Below are 15,049 nucleotides of genomic sequence, written 5' to 3' on the forward strand. Positions count from 1 at the left end.
GCAAGGGTGCCGCCAAGGCCTGCGGGGCCTTCAAACAAGGCTCTGCACCCCCAAATACCCCGTTGACTGCACCCAGGCTCCGGCGGTTTTTTTATTTGTAACTCCTCATGGAAAAACGCGTTCTTTTCCGATCCAAGTGGCTTCCCTGGGTGCTGATCGCCCCCCAGCTACTGATCATCGGCATCTTCTTCTTCTGGCCCGCCGGTCAGGCTGTGCTCCAGTCATTCCAGATGGAAGACGCGTTCGGCATGAGTACCGAATGGGTTGGCCTGGACAACTTCCGCCAGTTGTTCGCCGACCCCACCTATCTGAATTCCTTCAAACGCACGGCACTGTTCTCCGTGCTGGTGGCCGGCGTCGGCATTGCCGTTTCGCTGGCTCTGGCCATCTTTGCGGATCGCATCATCCGCTTTGCCATGGTCTACAAGACCTTGCTGATCATCCCCTACGCAGTGGCTCCCGTGATTGCGGGCGTGCTGTGGGTCTTCATGTTCTCGCCCTCCATCGGTGTGGTGACCCATTACATGGGCAAGCTGGGCTATGAATGGAACCATCTGATGAACGAAAACCAGGCCATGGCCCTGATCGTCATCACCTCGGTGTGGAAACAGATTTCCTACAACTTCCTGTTCTTCCTCGCCGGGCTGCAGTCCATTCCCAAGGCACTGATCGAAGCCGCGTCCATCGACGGTGCCGGCCCATGGCGCCGCTTCTGGAACATCCAACTGCCGCTGCTCTCGCCCACCACCTTCTTCCTGCTGGTGATCAACGTCGTCTACGCCTTCTTCGACACCTTCGGCATCATTGATGCAGCCACGCAGGGCGGCCCCGGCCAGTCGACATCGATTCTGGTCTACAAGGTCTACCAGGACGGTTTCAAGGCGCTGGACCTGGGCGGCTCCGCAGCCCAGTCCGTGATCCTGATGCTGATTGTTGTCGTGCTGACTGTGATCCAGTTCCGCTATGTTGAAAAGAAAGTGCAGTACTGATCATGGTCGATCGTAATCCCTGGCTTGCCTTCATCTCCCACGCCGTGCTGCTGCTGGGTGTGGCCATCGTGGCCTTCCCGCTGTATCTGGCGCTGGTCGCATCCACCCATACGGCGGACGCCATCGTGCAGTCCCCCATGCCGCTGCTGCCCGGCTCGCACATGTGGGAAAACTACCGCGAAGCCCTGCTCGGCTCGGGCAAGCTCGGCTCCAACACCAATGTCGTGCAGATGATGTGGGTGAGCTTTGTCGTGGCCATGGTCATCACCGTGGGCAAGATCGCCATCTCGCTGCTGTCGGCCTTTGCCATCGTCTACTTCCGCTTCCCGTTCAAGATGGTCTGCTTCTGGGCGATTTTCCTGACCCTGATGCTGCCCGTGGAAGTGCGTATCCTGCCCACCTACAAGGTCGTGGCCGAGCTGGGAATGCTCAACAGCTACGCCGGCCTGACCCTGCCGCTGATTGCTTCGGCAACCGCCACCTTCCTGTTCCGTCAGTTCTTCCTGACCGTGCCGGACGAGCTGGTGGAAGCTGCCCGCATCGACGGCGCCGGCGCCATGCGTTTTTTCAAGGACATTCTGGTGCCCTTGTCCAAGACCTCGATTGCCGCGCTGTTCGTGATCCAGTTCATCTACGGCTGGAACCAGTACCTGTGGCCGCTGCTGATGACCACCTCGGAGGACATGTACCCCGTGGTGATCGGCATCAAGCGCATGCTGGCCGGCGGCGAAGCCGCTGTGGACTGGAACATTGTGATGGCGACCGCCATTCTGGCCATGCTGCCCCCGACAGCCGTGGTGATGCTGATGCAAAAGTGGTTCGTCAAAGGCCTGGTGGATACCGAGAAATAAAGCTCGCCCCCACTGCCTCCACCACCTTCTTTTGACCCATTGAACGAATACCTGGAATACCTCTCATGGCATCCATCTCCCTGAAGAACATCGTCAAGCGCTACGGCACCGGCAAGTCCGCCGTACCCGTCATCCACGGCATCAACGTCGAGATCAACGACGGCGAATTCATCGTGCTGGTCGGCCCCTCGGGCTGCGGCAAGTCCACCCTGCTGCGCATGATCGCGGGCCTGGAAGAAATCACCGACGGCGACCTACTGATCGGCAGCAACAAGGTCAACGACCTGGAGCCCGCCAAGCGCAATATCGCCATGGTGTTCCAGAACTACGCGCTCTACCCCCACATGAGCAACTACGAGAACATGGCCTACGGCCTGAAGCTCGCCAAGGTGCCCGAAGACGAGATCAAGCGCCGTGTGGACAAGGCCGCCAAGATTCTGGAACTGAGCCACCTGCTGGACCGCAAGCCCCGCCAACTCTCTGGCGGCCAGCGCCAGCGCGTGGCCATGGGCCGCGCCATCGTGCGCCAGCCCCAGGTGTTCCTGTTCGACGAACCCCTGTCCAATCTGGATGCCAAGCTGCGCGGCCAGACTCGCCTGGAAATCCAGAAGCTGCACGCCGAGCTGGGCATCACCAGCCTGTTCGTGACCCATGACCAGGTCGAGGCCATGACCCTGGCCCAGCGCATGGTGGTGATGAACGGCGGCAATGTGGAGCAGTTCGGCACGCCCGAAGAGGTCTATCACACACCCGCCTCCACCTTTGTGGCGGGCTTTATCGGTTCGCCTCCCATGAACCTGCTCAAGCACTCGCCCAACGGCAAGCCCGGCATGATTCTTGGCATCCGTCCCGAGCATATCGACCTGGTGGAAGCCGGCGGCGTGGAGTTCAAGGTCCAGACCGTGGAACTGCTGGGCGCCGAACGCCTGCTCTACGGCAAGGTGGGCGACGAAGACGTCACCGTCCGTGTGGAAGAAGGCAAGCCCTATCCCAAGCCCGGTGACACAGCCCGCATCTCGGCGCGCGAAGACCGCCTGCACTGGTTCAACGCCGAAACCGGCAAACGCGCCTAAATCGAAACTCCCCCTGAGCGGCTGCGCCGCTTCCCCCTCTCTCGCTACGCGGGAGGGGGACGACACCTTCGCCGCAAGGCGGCTCTTGCTCGGTGTCTCTGAGATGGGTTGCGCCAGTTCTCATCGACGCGCCCAAAGCTACCCTGAAGTATGAAGCCGCAAACTTTGTTGGACTCACTATGACGAATGCTTTGAAACCCTGGCCCTACCCCCGTTGGGTGGCCCACCGCGGCGCCGGCAAGCTGGCACCGGAGAACACCATGAGCGCCTTCCGTCTGGGCGCGCAACATGGCTACCGCTTCTTTGAATGCGATGCCAAGCTCAGCCAGGACGGCGTGCTGTTTCTGATGCATGACGCCACGCTGGAGCGCACCACCAACGGCCACGGCATTGGCGGCGCACTGAGCATGGGCGAGATCGCCCAGCTCGACGCCGGCAGCTGGCACTCACGCGCCTATGCAGGCGAAGCCCTGCCCACGCTGGAAGCCCTGGCGCGCTGGTGCCTGGCCAACCATCTGCACCTGAATGTGGAAATCAAGCCGACCCCGGGCCAGGAGCTGGAAACCGGCCGCGCCTGCGGCGAGCTGATGCAGCGCATCTGGCCGCAAGCCGAGGTGCAGCCGCTGTTCACCTCATTCAAGTCCGAATCGCTCAAGGGCGCCCGCGAGACCGCACCGCATATCCCGCGCGGCCTGCTGGTGGACAAGCTGGCCGACGCCAGCGGCGACGCCGACCTGAAGCTGGCCCTGGAGCTGGACTGCAGCGCCATGGTGCTCAACCATGCGCTGTGGACGCCCGAGCTGGTGGCCAAGGTACATGGCGCAGGCCTCTACTGCAGCAGCTACACCGTCAACGACCAATGGGCCGCACAGCGCCTGATCGACCTGGGCACGGACGGGATCATCACCGACCGCGTGGACCTTTTCAGCCCCGCGCAGACAGGCGAGCAGCTGTAAATCAGTAGCTGCTTACGCAGATCCACTAAGAACTTCAGCATCAATCAATGCTGAATTCCTTTCAAATCAAGCGTAAACAGCTTCTATATTCATAGCAAAACAAAAGCCCGGCCACCCAAAGCGGCCGGGCTTTTTTGCGTTCACCACCTCCAATACTGGCACTGACAAATCAGGGCGGCCGCGCAAGGGCCTAGGCACAGCGCCTCAGGGGGTGTCAATCCAGTTTCGTGCCGGAGGCCTTGACGGCGGCCGCCCAGCGCGGAGTCTCGGTGGCCAGGAACTTGCCGAAGGCCTCGGAGCCCAGGAAGGCCGGATCGGCGCCCTGCTCCACCATGCGGCTCTTCACATCGGGCAGGTTCATGACCTGCTGGAAGGCGTTGCTGAGTTTGGCCGTCACGTCCTTGGGCAGACCGGCAGGGGCGAGAAAGCCATAGAAGCCCACCACCTCGAAGCCCTTGAGGCCAGACTCGATGGCGGTCGGCACCTCCGGCAGTGCGGGGTTGCGCTCCTTGCTGGTCACGGCCAGAGCGCGCACCTTGCCCTGCTTGTGATAGGCGGCCGCCTGCGGAATGCTCTCGGCCATGAACTGCACCTGGCCGCCGATCAGATCGGTGAACGCAGGCGCGCTGCCCTTGTAGGGGATGTGCACCAGATCCACGCCTGCGGCGCTCTTGAACATCTCGGGCACCAGATGGCTGATGCCGCCGTTGCCGGCCGAGCCGAAGTTGATCTTGCCGGGGTTGGCCTTGGCGTAGGTTGTGAACTCGGTCAGCGTCTTGGCCGGCACCTTGTTGTTGACCAGCAGCGCCAGCGGCTGCATAGCAGTGCGGGCAATCGGCGTGAAGTCCTTGAGCGTGTTGTAGGGCAGCTTGCTGTAGAGCGCAGGGTTGATGACCATCACGCCGGTGTTGGCCAGCATCAGCGTGTAGCCGTCGGCGGGCGAGCGCATCACGTCCTGCGCCCCCACGGAGCCGCCCGCTCCTGGCTTGTAATCCACCACCAGCGGCTGACCGAGCACGCCCTGCAGCTTGTCGGTCAGCAAACGGGCATGCTGGTCCAGCGGGCCGCCGGCGGGAAAGCCCAGCACGATGCGAATCGGCTTGGTCGGAAAGGCGTCCTGAGCCTGTGCGCCTGCGGACAAAAGCAGGCCTGCGCCAGCCATCAGGCCGGCCAGTATGTTCATTGAAGTCTTGTTCATTGTTGTCTCCTTGGTTTTAGAAATCATCGGCCGCACAAAACGCTGTCCGGGAAGTCTGATCGGCAGCCTGCCTGCGCTGGATAACGGCATTCGAGCCATGATTTGAACCATGACGGGAGCCGGCCGGCATAAAAAAGCGCTTCTCGAGGGAAGCGCTTGGGTGCCTGAGTGCAAAGCGGCAATCAGCGCTTGGGTTGCCAGGCCAGCGCCTTGTTCTGCTGCTCGGCCACCTGGGCAATGCTGAGCTTGTTGGCTGCTTCATCGCGGCGCTTGGCGGCATCACCACCCAGCTCCATGGCCGCCAGGTTGTACCAGAAGTAGGCCCTGGCATTGTCACGCGCCACGCCCTGGCCCTGTGCATAGACCATGCCCAGGTTGTACTGGGCAGCGGCATCGCCCTGCTCGGCCGCACGCTGATACCACTGCACGGCCTTGCCGTAATCGCGCGCAGCGCCCTGGCCTTCGGCGTACATCACGCCCAGGCGGTTCTGCGCACCGGAATGGCCTTGCTCGGCTGCCGCGGCATACCACTTCATCGCCTGAGCAGGGCTGGCTGCACTGCCCTGGCCGTCCGCATACAGACGCGCCAGATTGAACTGAGCCGAGGCATCGCCCTTGTCGGCCGCGCGGCGGAACCACTGCATGGCCGTCGCATAGTTCTGCGCAACGCCACGGCCTTCGGCGTACAAGGTGCCCACGTTGTTGATGGCCGCTGCATGGCCTTGCTCGGCCGCCTTCTGATACCACTGCAGGGCCGTGCCGTAGTTCTGGGGTGTGCCCAGACCTTCGGCATAGATGGTGCCCAGGTTGTACTGGGCATCGGCGTGATTCTGGTCGGCCGCGCGCTGGAACCATTGCGCCGCATAGGCTGGGCTTTGTTCCACACCCAGACCGTAGAGATAGAGACGGCCCAGATGGTTCTGACCGTCGGCATTCCACTGCTCGGCACTCTTCTGGAACCAGGATGCCGCCAGCTTGTAGTCACGCGGCACACCCACGCCATCCATATACATGCGGCCCAGGCTGTTCTGGGCCCTGGCGTCGCCCTGCTCGGCAGCGCGCTGCAGCCACTGGGCGGCCTGAACGGGATCCAGCTTCACGCCCACGCCGTCGGACAGCATGGAGCCCAGCTGGTTCTGCGCTTCCGCATGACCTTGATCGGCGGCTTTCTTGAACCAGTCTGCAGCCGTCATGTAGTTCACGGCCACGCCATTGCCCTTGATGTAGCGCTGACCCAGCTCGAACTGGGCCGTCACATGGCCTTGCGCAGCGGATTTTTCCAGCCACTGGGCAGCGGTGCTGAAGCTCTGGGGAACGCCCAGGCCTTCCTGATAGAGGTGGGACAGGTTGTACTGCGCCACGGCATTGTTCTGCTGCGCCGCGCGGCCGTACCACTGGGCAGCCTCGCGGTAGTTCTGCGGCAGACCCTGGCCGTTGGCATACAGCGCACCCAGGCTGTTCTGGGCGCCCGCATGTCCCTGGGCTGCGGCCTTGCGGAACCACTGGGCAGCGGTGGCTGCATTCTGGGGCACACCCTGGCCATGCACATACATCTCGCCCAGCTGGTTCTGCGCCTTGGCATCGCCGCGCTCGGCAGCCTGCAGCGGACCGGCCGTGGAGGCCACGCGCGCGCCTGCAATCGGCAGCGGGCCGTATTGCAGACGGCTGAATTCAAACTGGGGGCCCGATGTGGCGGCTCTGGAATCGCGCAAAAAATTCATGCGACCTTCCGCACCGGTTTGCGCTGATGCGCTCTGGGCAAAGGCCGCCAGACTCGACATGACCAGCGCTGCGATGGGAGTGAACTTCATTCCGGTACGATTCCTAGACGCTTGTTGTTACATCAGACATACGATGACACCAACCTGCGAGCGTAACTGATTCTGATAGCAGCTTCGATAAGGAATCCCTCAATCGCGGCATCCTAGCCACAGTTTTTTGACATTTGGCCGTGACATGAAAAAGCCCGGCAAAGCCGGGCCTGGAGCGATGGACAGGTTTCAGCCTCTGCTCATCTGCTGGCGCACATAGTCCGCCAGCACCTGCATGAGCTCGGCAAAATGCATGCGCAGCGGCTCGAAGCCCGCATTCGGCTCGCGCGTGTCCTCATCCATATAGACGGGGCGACGGATCTCGATCTGCATCGAGTGGCGATTGAGCTGCGGCTGGCCTATGCGCCCGATCAGCTCCACGCCCTTGTAGGGCTCGTTATAGGCCACGCTGTAGCCAAAGCCCTTGAGCGTATCGCCCACCAGATGGATGAACTCGGGCGCACAGGTCGTGCCGTCGCGGTCGCCCAGCACGAAGTCGGCCAGCGGCGGTGCATCGCTGCGTCCCAGTCGCTGATACACATCATTGGGCATGGAGTGCAGATTCAGATGCCACACAGCCCCGAAGCGGGCCACGCTGTCGTCGATGGCCTGCGCCAGCGCCGCGTGATAGGGGCGCCAGTAGCGCTCGATACGGTGCTGCACCTCGGCAACGGTGCGCTTGCGTTCATACAGGGGCGTGGCCACACCGGCCTTGCTGATGCGCTGCCAGATCAGGCCCAGCCCCTGCTGGGTCTTGATGCTGGGCGACAGCGGCACCGGCCACTCGCCCTCGATCTGCGCGGGGTCCAGGTCAGACTCGTTGCGGTTCGGATCGACATAGGTACGCGGAAAAGTCGCTTCCAGCAGCGTGGCACCAAACTCGGGCCAGCGCTCCCAGAGCGCGGCCACATGCGTGTCCTCGCCACGGCGCAGCAGACTCATGGGCACGACGGCGCCGAAGTCCTCGGGATAGGCCGTGCCGCTGTGCGGCGAGTCGCAGACTATGGGCAGAACCTCGCCCCGGGCCGGGTGCACCAGCACCGGCTCGGCCGGTCTGGCTTGCAGAAAATCAGGCAAAGACATTGATGCCTTCATCAGTCCAGCTTGATATTGGCGCGCTTGGCCACGGCCGTGTAGCGCTCGATCGCAGTCTTGATCTGCTTGGCAAACTGCTCGGGCGTGTTGCCCATGGACTCGCCGGAGATGGACTTCTGCTTTTCCAGGTAGTCGGGCGAAGCCATGACCTTGTGGGCCGCAGCATTGAGCTTGTCGATGATGGGCTTGGGTGTGCCCGCAGGCGCCACCAGGCCGAACCAGCCGCCGTCGCCCATCTGGGGATAGCCCAGCTCGGTATAGGTGGGCACATCGGGCAGCACATCGCTGCGCTTGAGGGCCAGCACGGCCAGGGGACGCAGCTGGCCAGCCTTGATATGCGGCAGGGTCGAAGGCAGGTTGTCCGTCATGGCATTGACCTGTCCGCCCAGCGCATCGGTAATGGCCTGGCCCGCTCCCTTGTAAGGAATGTGCAGCAGCTGGATGCCCGCCAGGTTCATGAAGTTCTCGATATTGGCATGACCGAGCGATCCCGTGCCCGGCGAGGCAAAGGTGTACTTGTCGGGGTTGGCCTTGGCCAGCGCGATGAATTCCTTCATGGTCTTGGCGGGCACGCTGGCGTTCACCACGAAGACGCTGGGCACGCTCATCACATTGGTGATGGGAGCAAAGTCCTTGATCGCGTCATAGGGCAGCTTGCGGAAGATGGCCGGGTTGGAGCCATGGGTGGACACCGTGGCCATACCGATGGTGTAGCCGTCGGGAGCGGCCTTGGCGATTTCCGAAGCGCCGATGGAGCCGCCGGCTCCGCCGCGGTTGTCCACCACCACGGCCTTGCCCAGTATCTGGCCCATCTTGTCGGCCAGCAGACGCGCCACCATATCGGTGGAGCCGCCCGCGCCAAAGGGCACGATCAGGCGGATGGGGCGATTGGGGTAGTCCGCTGCTGCATTGGCAGCGAACGCGGGGGACAGCGCGGCGGCCGCTGCGCAGGCGGCAATGGACGACAGAACGGTACGACGAATGGCCATGCGGCTTCTCCTTGGATCTCGTGAAAGACTGGTTATGGGTCGGCTCGGAGCGCTTCACCGAACGCTCCGACCTTTGTTTCATTCTGTGCCGCAGGCCGCATGGCGAAAAGCGACAAGACGGCACGCAAGTATTACCAACCGTCATAATTCAAGCCGTCATGCGCATGCACTCTCCGTCCCTGTCCGAACTTCACGCCTTTGCCGCGGCCGCCCGCCTGGGCAGTTACTCGCTCGCCGCGCAGGAGCTGTATGTGACGCAGGGCGGCATCAGCCGGGCCATTGCCAGGCTTGAGGAGCATCTGGGTTTTGCCCTGTTCGAGCGTCTGGGCAGACGCAACGCGCTCACTGCGGCAGGACAGGACTATCTGCAGGCGATAGAGCCTGCCGTGATGGCGATCGAGGCCGCATCAGCCGCCGCGCGCAGGCGCCGCCACGGGCCCCAGCTGCGTCTGTCGGTCATTCCCACGCTGTTCAGCCACTGGCTGATTCCGCGCCTGCCCGACTTCAACCGCCGTCATCCGCAAATCATGCTCTCCTTCGCGCCCTACCGGCGCGACGATCCGCTCAATGCGCCGGAGATCGATGCCTGGATTCGCGTCGGCAGCCAGCACTGGCCGGCAGGCGTGGAGGCCGAATATGTGATCGGCCGCGACCTGATACCCATCTGCCACCCGCGCGAGCTGCAGGGGCCGAACCCCATCCGCAGCGAGCAGGATTTGCTGAACCGCCCGCTGCTGTTCCACACCAACTACCCGGGCAACTGGGCCAGCTGGATGCAGGCCCGGGGCCTGAGCCAGCCCTGCCCCGCCCCGGTCGCGGACTTTGAGACCGTGGCCCTGCTGGTGCAGGCCGTGGCAGCCGGCATGGGCACAGCCATGGTTCAGCGCTGCCTGGTGGAAGAAGATCTGGCATCGGGGCGCGTGGCTCTGGCGCTGGATGCCCCGGTGCATATCGAGCGCGGCTACTTTCTATGCCAGCAAGGCAGCCGCCCTCCGACGGAGGCCTTAAAGCAGTTTCGCCGCTGGATACTGGAGCAGGCCGGTCCCGGCGCCGTCAGCGACTGAGGCCCGGCCGGACACTGGCGCGAATACAACAGACACTCTTGAGTCATATCAAGATTTCACGCAAAACTGCTTTCCAGCCAATGCGCCAATCAGCGCCAGGCTCTGGAAAGCACCCACTGGCAACAGGCACTTGTGCAGACCAGTGCGGCATAGCCGAGCATCTTGCCATCGCGTGAAAACAGCCAGAGACTGGCCAGCAAAACCGCCGCACCCAATATGAAATTGATAGCTACCTGCACAATGAAGGATTGGGCTCCAGCCTTGTTTTTCTTGAATATTCGAGCGCAGACCGCCAGGCCCAGCGCGAGAAAAAAAGCCGGGGCGACGAAGTTGAGTAAATGATTCACGCTCGCAACAAAATCCATGGCAACAATCGATTCCAAGGCTTTGAGACCGGGGGGTGCCCAATCCGGTTCTAAATTTTATAATCCCCTGTTATGGCAGTCTGGGCTTTAGGTATCAATCACCACACGGCGCCGCTCGATATGCGGGGCCGTTTTGCGTTCGCGCTCGATCAGATCGCGCCGACGCTGCAAGGCCTGCGCGCATCCCTGTCCCACGCGGGCCGGGCTCACAGTGCCGTGGAAACCGCCATCCTCTCCACCTGCAACCGCACCGAGATCTACTGCGCTGCCGACGCCCCCGCCATGGATCACACCATGCACTGGCTGGCCAGCAGCGGCGGCGTAGCGCCTGAGCTGCTGCGCCAGCACTCGTATCTGCTGCAGGACGGCTCGGTCGCCCGTCACGCCTTCCGCGTGGCCTCGGGCCTGGACTCCATGGTGCTGGGCGAGGCCCAGATCCTTGGCCAGATGAAGAACGCCGTGCGCGCTGCCGAGACCGCAGGTGCCCTGGGCACCACGCTCAACCAGCTGTTCCAACGCAGCTTTGCCGTGGCCAAGGAAGTGCGCAGCTCTACCGAGATCGGTGCGCACAGCATCTCCATGGCTGCCGCTGCCGTGCGTCTGGCCGGCCAGCTGTTCGAAGACCTGAGCAAGATCCGCGTGCTGTTCGTGGGCGCGGGCGAGATGATCGAGCTGGTCTCCACCCACTTTGCCGCCCGCAACCCCAGGCAGATCACCATCGCCAACCGCACCATGGAGCGTGGCGAAAAGCTGGCGGCCCAGTTCGGCGCCGGCACCATGCGCCTGGCCGACCTGCCCGAGCATCTGCACGAGTACGACGCCATCATCAGCTGCACGGCATCCACCCTGCCCATCATCGGCCTGGGTGCCGTGGAGTCCGCTCTCAAGAAGCGCAAGCGCCGCCCCATCTTCATGGTGGACCTGGCCGTGCCGCGCGATATCGAATCCGAGGTCAAGAACCTCAACGACGTCTATCTCTATACCGTGGACGATCTGGCAACCGTCGTGCGCACCGGTCAGGCCCAGCGCCAGGCCGCCGTGCAGCAGGCCGAGGTCATCATCGACACCGGCGTGCAGAGCTTTATGCAATGGATGGACCAGCGCAACCCCGTGGGCGGCGCGGTCTCGCTGATCCAGCAGGTCAATGCCCAGGCCGACGAATGGCGTGCGCTGGAAATTGCCCGCGCCAAAAAGCTGCTGGCCAAGGGCGAAGACATTGACACCGTGCTGGAAGCGCTCTCGCGCGGCCTCACACAGAAAATGCTGCACGGCACCATGGCCGAGCTGCACAAGGGCGACGCCGAAGAGCGCGCCCAGACAGCGGACACCGTCTCCCGTCTGTTCCTGCGCGCCAGCCGCAACCCCAGCAAGCTTTAGCGGCGCTCGCCCGCTTTGGCGCTGCCGTCCTCGTGCAGCGCATGGCCCGGCCGTGGCCTGCCCTCCCTCCTTCCTGACTCCACAAAGGTGAGCACCCTCACCTTTCTCAAGCCCTAGGTACCCCCTATGCAAGACTTTTTGCGCAACCAGCTCGAACGCTACGCCCAACGCCTGCAGGAGCTGGATTTCCTGCTCTCGCGCGAAGACATCATGGGCGACATGAAGCAGTACCGCACCATCTCGCGCGAACATGCCGATGTGACGGCCATTGCCAGCCGCTACACCCGCTACCTGCAGACCGAAGCCGACATCGCCGCTGCGCGTGAAATGCTGGACGACCCCGACATGGCCGAAATGGCGCAGGAAGAGATCGGCAGCGGCGAGGCCGAGCTGATCAAGCTCGAGGACGAGCTGCAGCGCCTGCTGCTGCCCAAGGACCCCGACGATGCCCGCCCCGCCTTTGTCGAAATCCGCGCCGGCACGGGTGGCGACGAGTCGGCCCTGTTTGCCGGCGACCTGATCCGCATGTACACCCGCTACGCCGCCAACGTGGGCTGGAAGGTGGAAGTGATGAGCGCCAGCGAAAACGAAATCGGCGGCTACAAGGAAGTCGTGCTGCGCATCGAGGGCGACAATGTGTACGGCGCGCTGCGCTTCGAGTCGGGCGGCCACCGCGTGCAGCGTGTGCCCGCCACCGAAACCCAGGGACGCATCCACACCAGCGCATGCACCGTGGCCGTGATGCCGGAGCCCGACGAGGCCGAGGCCATCACGCTCAATCCTGCCGATCTACGCATCGACACCTTTCGCGCCAGCGGTGCCGGCGGCCAGCATATCAACAAGACCGACTCCGCCGTGCGCGTGGTCCACCTGCCCACAGGCATCGTGGCCGAATGCCAGGACGGCCGCAGCCAGCACAGCAACAAGGCCAAGGCCCTGCAGGTGCTGCAGGCCCGCATCCAGGAAAAGGAACGCAGCGAGCGGGCCGCCAAGGAAGCGGCCATGCGCAAGGGCCTGATCGGCTCGGGCGACCGCAGCGACCGCATCCGCACCTACAACTTCCCCCAGGGCCGCCTCACCGACCACCGCATCAACCTCACGCTGTACAAGCTGCTGGCCGTGATGGAAGGCGATCTGGGCGATGTGATCCAGGCCCTGCAACATGCGCGCGAGGCCGAGCTGCTGGCGGAGCTGGCCGCATCCTGAGGCCACAGGCATTGCCCTGCGACAGGGGCCAGCCAGGCTGCAGCCGGCTCGAACCCGGCCCACTCGAACGACTCGCCAGAAATGGGGACAATTTCAAGATGACACAGCGCTTTTTGCCGGTTCTGGTTTCTGCCCTGCTATCGGGCCTGTTGTTCGCATCGACCGCCGCCCAGGCCCAGGCCTTGCGCAAGCCATCGGCCTATGACTCGGGTGCGGGCAGCCCGGTCGACGCCAGCGGCAACCGCAACGCTCCTGCCAGCCTTCCGGCCCTGGCCAGCCGCGCCGATTTCGACCGCGTGGCCCGCATCTTCGACCCAGCCAGCGCCATGCCCCATGTGCTGTTTGTGATCGACCGCCAAAGCAAAAGCACGCCGCTGCATTTCATCAACACGCCGCGCTATGCGTTTCACGAAGATTTTCTGCGCGCCAAAGGCCTGCTGCAGGGCGGCAAGCCTGCGCTCAACCGCAATTACCGCGAACCGGGCCGCCGTTTCATTCTCGGCACTCTGAGCTGGCAGCCCGCGCTCAAGGACTACAGCTACGAGTTCTGGGAGGGCGACCAACTCACGCCCGAGCTGCTGCAGACCACGGCGGCTGCACTGAAAACCGGCTTCTTCGCCCCTGTGCGCTTCAAGGCCAACTCCACTCAGCAGGAAGCCGTGGCCCAGCAGGCCGGTGTTGCAGCAGTCACCCAGGCCCAGTTGCTGGGTGCCCAGACCTATCTGCCGCTGAATCAGGGCCAGGCCGTGGGCCGGCTGCGCATCCTGAACCAGGACGAAGAGGTGAATGATCTTGAGCCCAGGGACATCGTGCTGCTGCGCGAAGTGCCCATCAGCCTGCCGCCCGTGGCCGGCGTGGTGACGGAAAGGCCGTCAACCGTGCTGTCTCATGTCAATTTGCTGGCGCGCGGCTGGGGCGTACCCAATGCCTATGTGCAAAAAGCTGCCGAGCAATATGCTGCCTTCAACGGCCGCTGGGTGCATATCGACGTACAGCCCACCGGCTTTGCGCTGCGCGCCGCCACGGCCGCCGAACAGCAGAGCGCCGAAAAGCAGGCCCTGCACCACCCCGCCAAGCGCCGCAAGGTCTTGCTTCAGCCCGATCTGCGCCGCAGCGAGCTGGTTCCCCTGGCCGCCCTGCGCAGCGCAGATCGCCGCCGCTGCGGTGCCAAGGCCGCCAATCTGGGCGAGATCCAGTCCGCTCGTCTGGCAGACGTCAGCGTGCCCGATGGCTTTTGCATTCCGTTTGCTGCCTATGCCGACTTCATGCGCGCCAACGGCCTGGCCGAGCGCATTGCCCGCATGCGCCAGCAGCCCGGCTTCGCGGCGGATGCAGGCATCCGAAGGCAAGCCCTGTCCGCGCTGCAGGCCGAAATCGAGCAATGGCCCGTCAGCCCGGCCGTGGCCGATGCCTGGACCCAGCGCTGGTCCGCCCAGCTAGGCAGCCAGGGCGTGTTCGTACGCAGCTCTTCCAGCTCCGAAGACCTGCCCAACTTCAGCGGAGCAGGCCTGTACACCACCGTGCCCAATGTGCGCAGCGGCACGGATCTGGCCGCCGCCGTGCGCAAGGTCTGGGCCTCGGTCTACAACTTCGAGGCCTGGGAAGCCAGACAGGCAGCGGGCATAGACGACGCGCAGGTGATGATGTCGGTGTTTGTGCAAAAAGCCGTGGACTCCTCTGCATCGGGCGTGATGATCACCCGCGACCCCTTCGATGCCTCGCACCGCTACATGAGCTATATCGCCGCCAAGCGCGGCATAGGCATCCGCGTGGTCGAGGGCCGGCGGGTTGCAGAGCAGATCCTCTACTCCAGCCGTAGCAAGGCTGTGCAGGTGCTCAACCGCTCCCAGGACGATGTGGCGCTGCAGCTGGATGCCAAGGGCGGCGTGCGTGAAGTGGCGGTAACTGCCGGCCGCGCCGTGCTCAGCGACGCACTGGTGCAGCGACTGGCCCGCGCCGGAGCCGGTATCAAGCAGCGCTTTGGCGGCAAGGACCAGGACATCGAGTGGGCCGTGCAGGGCGATCAGCTCATCATCCTGCAGGCGCGCCCCTTCATCTCGGCGCCCGGACGTTAA

The 15,049-nt window shown here is 63.7% G+C and carries 13 protein-coding genes; 8 read left to right on the plus strand and 5 right to left on the minus strand.

Going from position 1 to position 15,049, the window contains the following annotated elements:
- The first annotated feature begins 107 nt into the window (after positions 1 to 107).
- The 4 genes from ugpA (at position 108) to ugpQ (ending at position 3,869) form a co-directional block, all read left to right on the plus strand.
- Positions 108 to 989 (plus strand): sn-glycerol-3-phosphate ABC transporter permease UgpA, encoded by an 882-nt coding sequence (gene ugpA / locus CTATCC11996_RS05520; protein WP_003065988.1) that lies wholly within the window; start codon positions 108 to 110, stop codon positions 987 to 989.
- A gap of 2 nt (positions 990 to 991) precedes the next feature.
- The gene (gene ugpE, locus CTATCC11996_RS05525; RefSeq protein ID WP_003065986.1) at positions 992 to 1,840 is read left to right on the plus strand and encodes a sn-glycerol-3-phosphate ABC transporter permease UgpE; all 849 of its coding nucleotides are present in this window, start codon (positions 992 to 994) and stop codon (positions 1,838 to 1,840) included.
- 65 nt (positions 1,841 to 1,905) lie between these two features.
- Positions 1,906 to 2,913 (plus strand): sn-glycerol-3-phosphate import ATP-binding protein UgpC, encoded by a 1,008-nt coding sequence (locus CTATCC11996_RS05530; protein ID WP_003073959.1) that lies wholly within the window; start codon positions 1,906 to 1,908, stop codon positions 2,911 to 2,913.
- Between the two features lie 179 nt (positions 2,914 to 3,092).
- The gene (ugpQ, locus tag CTATCC11996_RS05535; protein WP_003073960.1) at positions 3,093 to 3,869 is read left to right on the plus strand and encodes a glycerophosphodiester phosphodiesterase; all 777 of its coding nucleotides are present in this window, start codon (positions 3,093 to 3,095) and stop codon (positions 3,867 to 3,869) included.
- A gap of 214 nt (positions 3,870 to 4,083) precedes the next feature.
- Here the strand turns inward: ugpQ and CTATCC11996_RS05540 are convergent, their stop codons facing one another.
- The 4 genes from CTATCC11996_RS05540 to CTATCC11996_RS05555 form a co-directional block, all read right to left on the minus strand.
- Positions 4,084 to 5,067 (minus strand): Bug family tripartite tricarboxylate transporter substrate binding protein, encoded by a 984-nt coding sequence (locus tag CTATCC11996_RS05540; protein ID WP_172590525.1) that lies wholly within the window; start codon positions 5,065 to 5,067, stop codon positions 4,084 to 4,086.
- 182 nt (positions 5,068 to 5,249) lie between these two features.
- Positions 5,250 to 6,878, minus strand: coding sequence for an SEL1-like repeat protein (locus CTATCC11996_RS05545; RefSeq protein ID WP_003073964.1), 1,629 nt, complete (start codon positions 6,876 to 6,878; stop codon positions 5,250 to 5,252).
- Between the two features lie 189 nt (positions 6,879 to 7,067).
- Entirely contained in the window at positions 7,068 to 7,961 is an 894-nt protein-coding gene (locus CTATCC11996_RS05550; RefSeq protein ID WP_003073966.1) for an N-formylglutamate amidohydrolase, read from the minus strand.
- Positions 7,962 to 7,972: 11 nt separating this feature from the next.
- A complete protein-coding gene (locus CTATCC11996_RS05555; protein WP_003058506.1) occupies positions 7,973 to 8,962 on the minus strand; it encodes a tripartite tricarboxylate transporter substrate binding protein BugE in 990 nt (329 codons plus the stop codon).
- Positions 8,963 to 9,120: 158 nt separating this feature from the next.
- Between CTATCC11996_RS05555 and CTATCC11996_RS05560 the strand changes: the two genes are divergently transcribed.
- Positions 9,121 to 10,026, plus strand: a complete 906-nt coding sequence (locus tag CTATCC11996_RS05560; protein ID WP_003073968.1) for a LysR substrate-binding domain-containing protein — start codon at positions 9,121 to 9,123, stop codon at positions 10,024 to 10,026.
- Between the two features lie 89 nt (positions 10,027 to 10,115).
- Here the strand turns inward: CTATCC11996_RS05560 and CTATCC11996_RS05565 are convergent, their stop codons facing one another.
- Positions 10,116 to 10,391, minus strand: a complete 276-nt coding sequence (locus tag CTATCC11996_RS05565) for a hypothetical protein (RefSeq protein WP_003073970.1) — start codon at positions 10,389 to 10,391, stop codon at positions 10,116 to 10,118.
- Between the two features lie 72 nt (positions 10,392 to 10,463).
- Here CTATCC11996_RS05565 and hemA point away from each other — a divergent pair, with 72 nt between their 5' ends.
- The 3 genes from hemA to CTATCC11996_RS05580 all read left to right on the plus strand — a co-directional run bounded on the left by hemA (position 10,464) and on the right by CTATCC11996_RS05580 (position 15,049).
- Positions 10,464 to 11,768: a glutamyl-tRNA reductase gene (gene hemA, locus CTATCC11996_RS05570; protein WP_003073973.1), complete on the plus strand. Its 1,305-nt coding sequence runs from the start codon at positions 10,464 to 10,466 to the stop codon at positions 11,766 to 11,768.
- Between the two features lie 126 nt (positions 11,769 to 11,894).
- Positions 11,895 to 12,974 carry a peptide chain release factor 1 gene (prfA, locus tag CTATCC11996_RS05575; RefSeq protein WP_003073974.1) on the plus strand — a complete coding sequence of 360 codons (1,080 nt, stop codon included), beginning with the start codon at positions 11,895 to 11,897 and terminating at the stop codon, positions 12,972 to 12,974.
- A 98-nt stretch (positions 12,975 to 13,072) separates the two neighbouring features.
- The gene (locus CTATCC11996_RS05580) at positions 13,073 to 15,049 is read left to right on the plus strand and encodes a PEP/pyruvate-binding domain-containing protein (protein ID WP_003073976.1); all 1,977 of its coding nucleotides are present in this window, start codon (positions 13,073 to 13,075) and stop codon (positions 15,047 to 15,049) included.

This window comes from Comamonas testosteroni ATCC 11996 (genome assembly GCF_000241525.1).
In the GTDB taxonomy this organism is placed as follows: Bacteria; Pseudomonadota; Gammaproteobacteria; order Burkholderiales; family Burkholderiaceae_C; genus Comamonas; species Comamonas testosteroni.

Coding starts and splice junctions, on each gene's coding strand:
- ugpA (WP_003065988.1), top strand. CDS start 108: ATGGAAAAACGCGTTCTTTTCCGATCCAAGTGGCTTCCCTGGGTGCTG.
- ugpE (WP_003065986.1), top strand. CDS start 992: ATGGTCGATCGTAATCCCTGGCTTGCCTTCATCTCCCACGCCGTGCTG.
- CTATCC11996_RS05530 (WP_003073959.1), top strand. CDS start 1,906: ATGGCATCCATCTCCCTGAAGAACATCGTCAAGCGCTACGGCACCGGC.
- ugpQ (WP_003073960.1), top strand. CDS start 3,093: ATGACGAATGCTTTGAAACCCTGGCCCTACCCCCGTTGGGTGGCCCAC.
- CTATCC11996_RS05540 (WP_172590525.1), bottom strand. CDS start 5,067: ATGAACAAGACTTCAATGAACATACTGGCCGGCCTGATGGCTGGCGCA.
- CTATCC11996_RS05545 (WP_003073964.1), bottom strand. CDS start 6,878: ATGAAGTTCACTCCCATCGCAGCGCTGGTCATGTCGAGTCTGGCGGCC.
- CTATCC11996_RS05550 (WP_003073966.1), bottom strand. CDS start 7,961: ATGTCTTTGCCTGATTTTCTGCAAGCCAGACCGGCCGAGCCGGTGCTG.
- CTATCC11996_RS05555 (WP_003058506.1), bottom strand. CDS start 8,962: ATGGCCATTCGTCGTACCGTTCTGTCGTCCATTGCCGCCTGCGCAGCG.
- CTATCC11996_RS05560 (WP_003073968.1), top strand. CDS start 9,121: ATGCGCATGCACTCTCCGTCCCTGTCCGAACTTCACGCCTTTGCCGCG.
- CTATCC11996_RS05565 (WP_003073970.1), bottom strand. CDS start 10,391: ATGGATTTTGTTGCGAGCGTGAATCATTTACTCAACTTCGTCGCCCCG.
- hemA (WP_003073973.1), top strand. CDS start 10,464: ATGGCAGTCTGGGCTTTAGGTATCAATCACCACACGGCGCCGCTCGAT.
- prfA (WP_003073974.1), top strand. CDS start 11,895: ATGCAAGACTTTTTGCGCAACCAGCTCGAACGCTACGCCCAACGCCTG.
- CTATCC11996_RS05580 (WP_003073976.1), top strand. CDS start 13,073: ATGACACAGCGCTTTTTGCCGGTTCTGGTTTCTGCCCTGCTATCGGGC.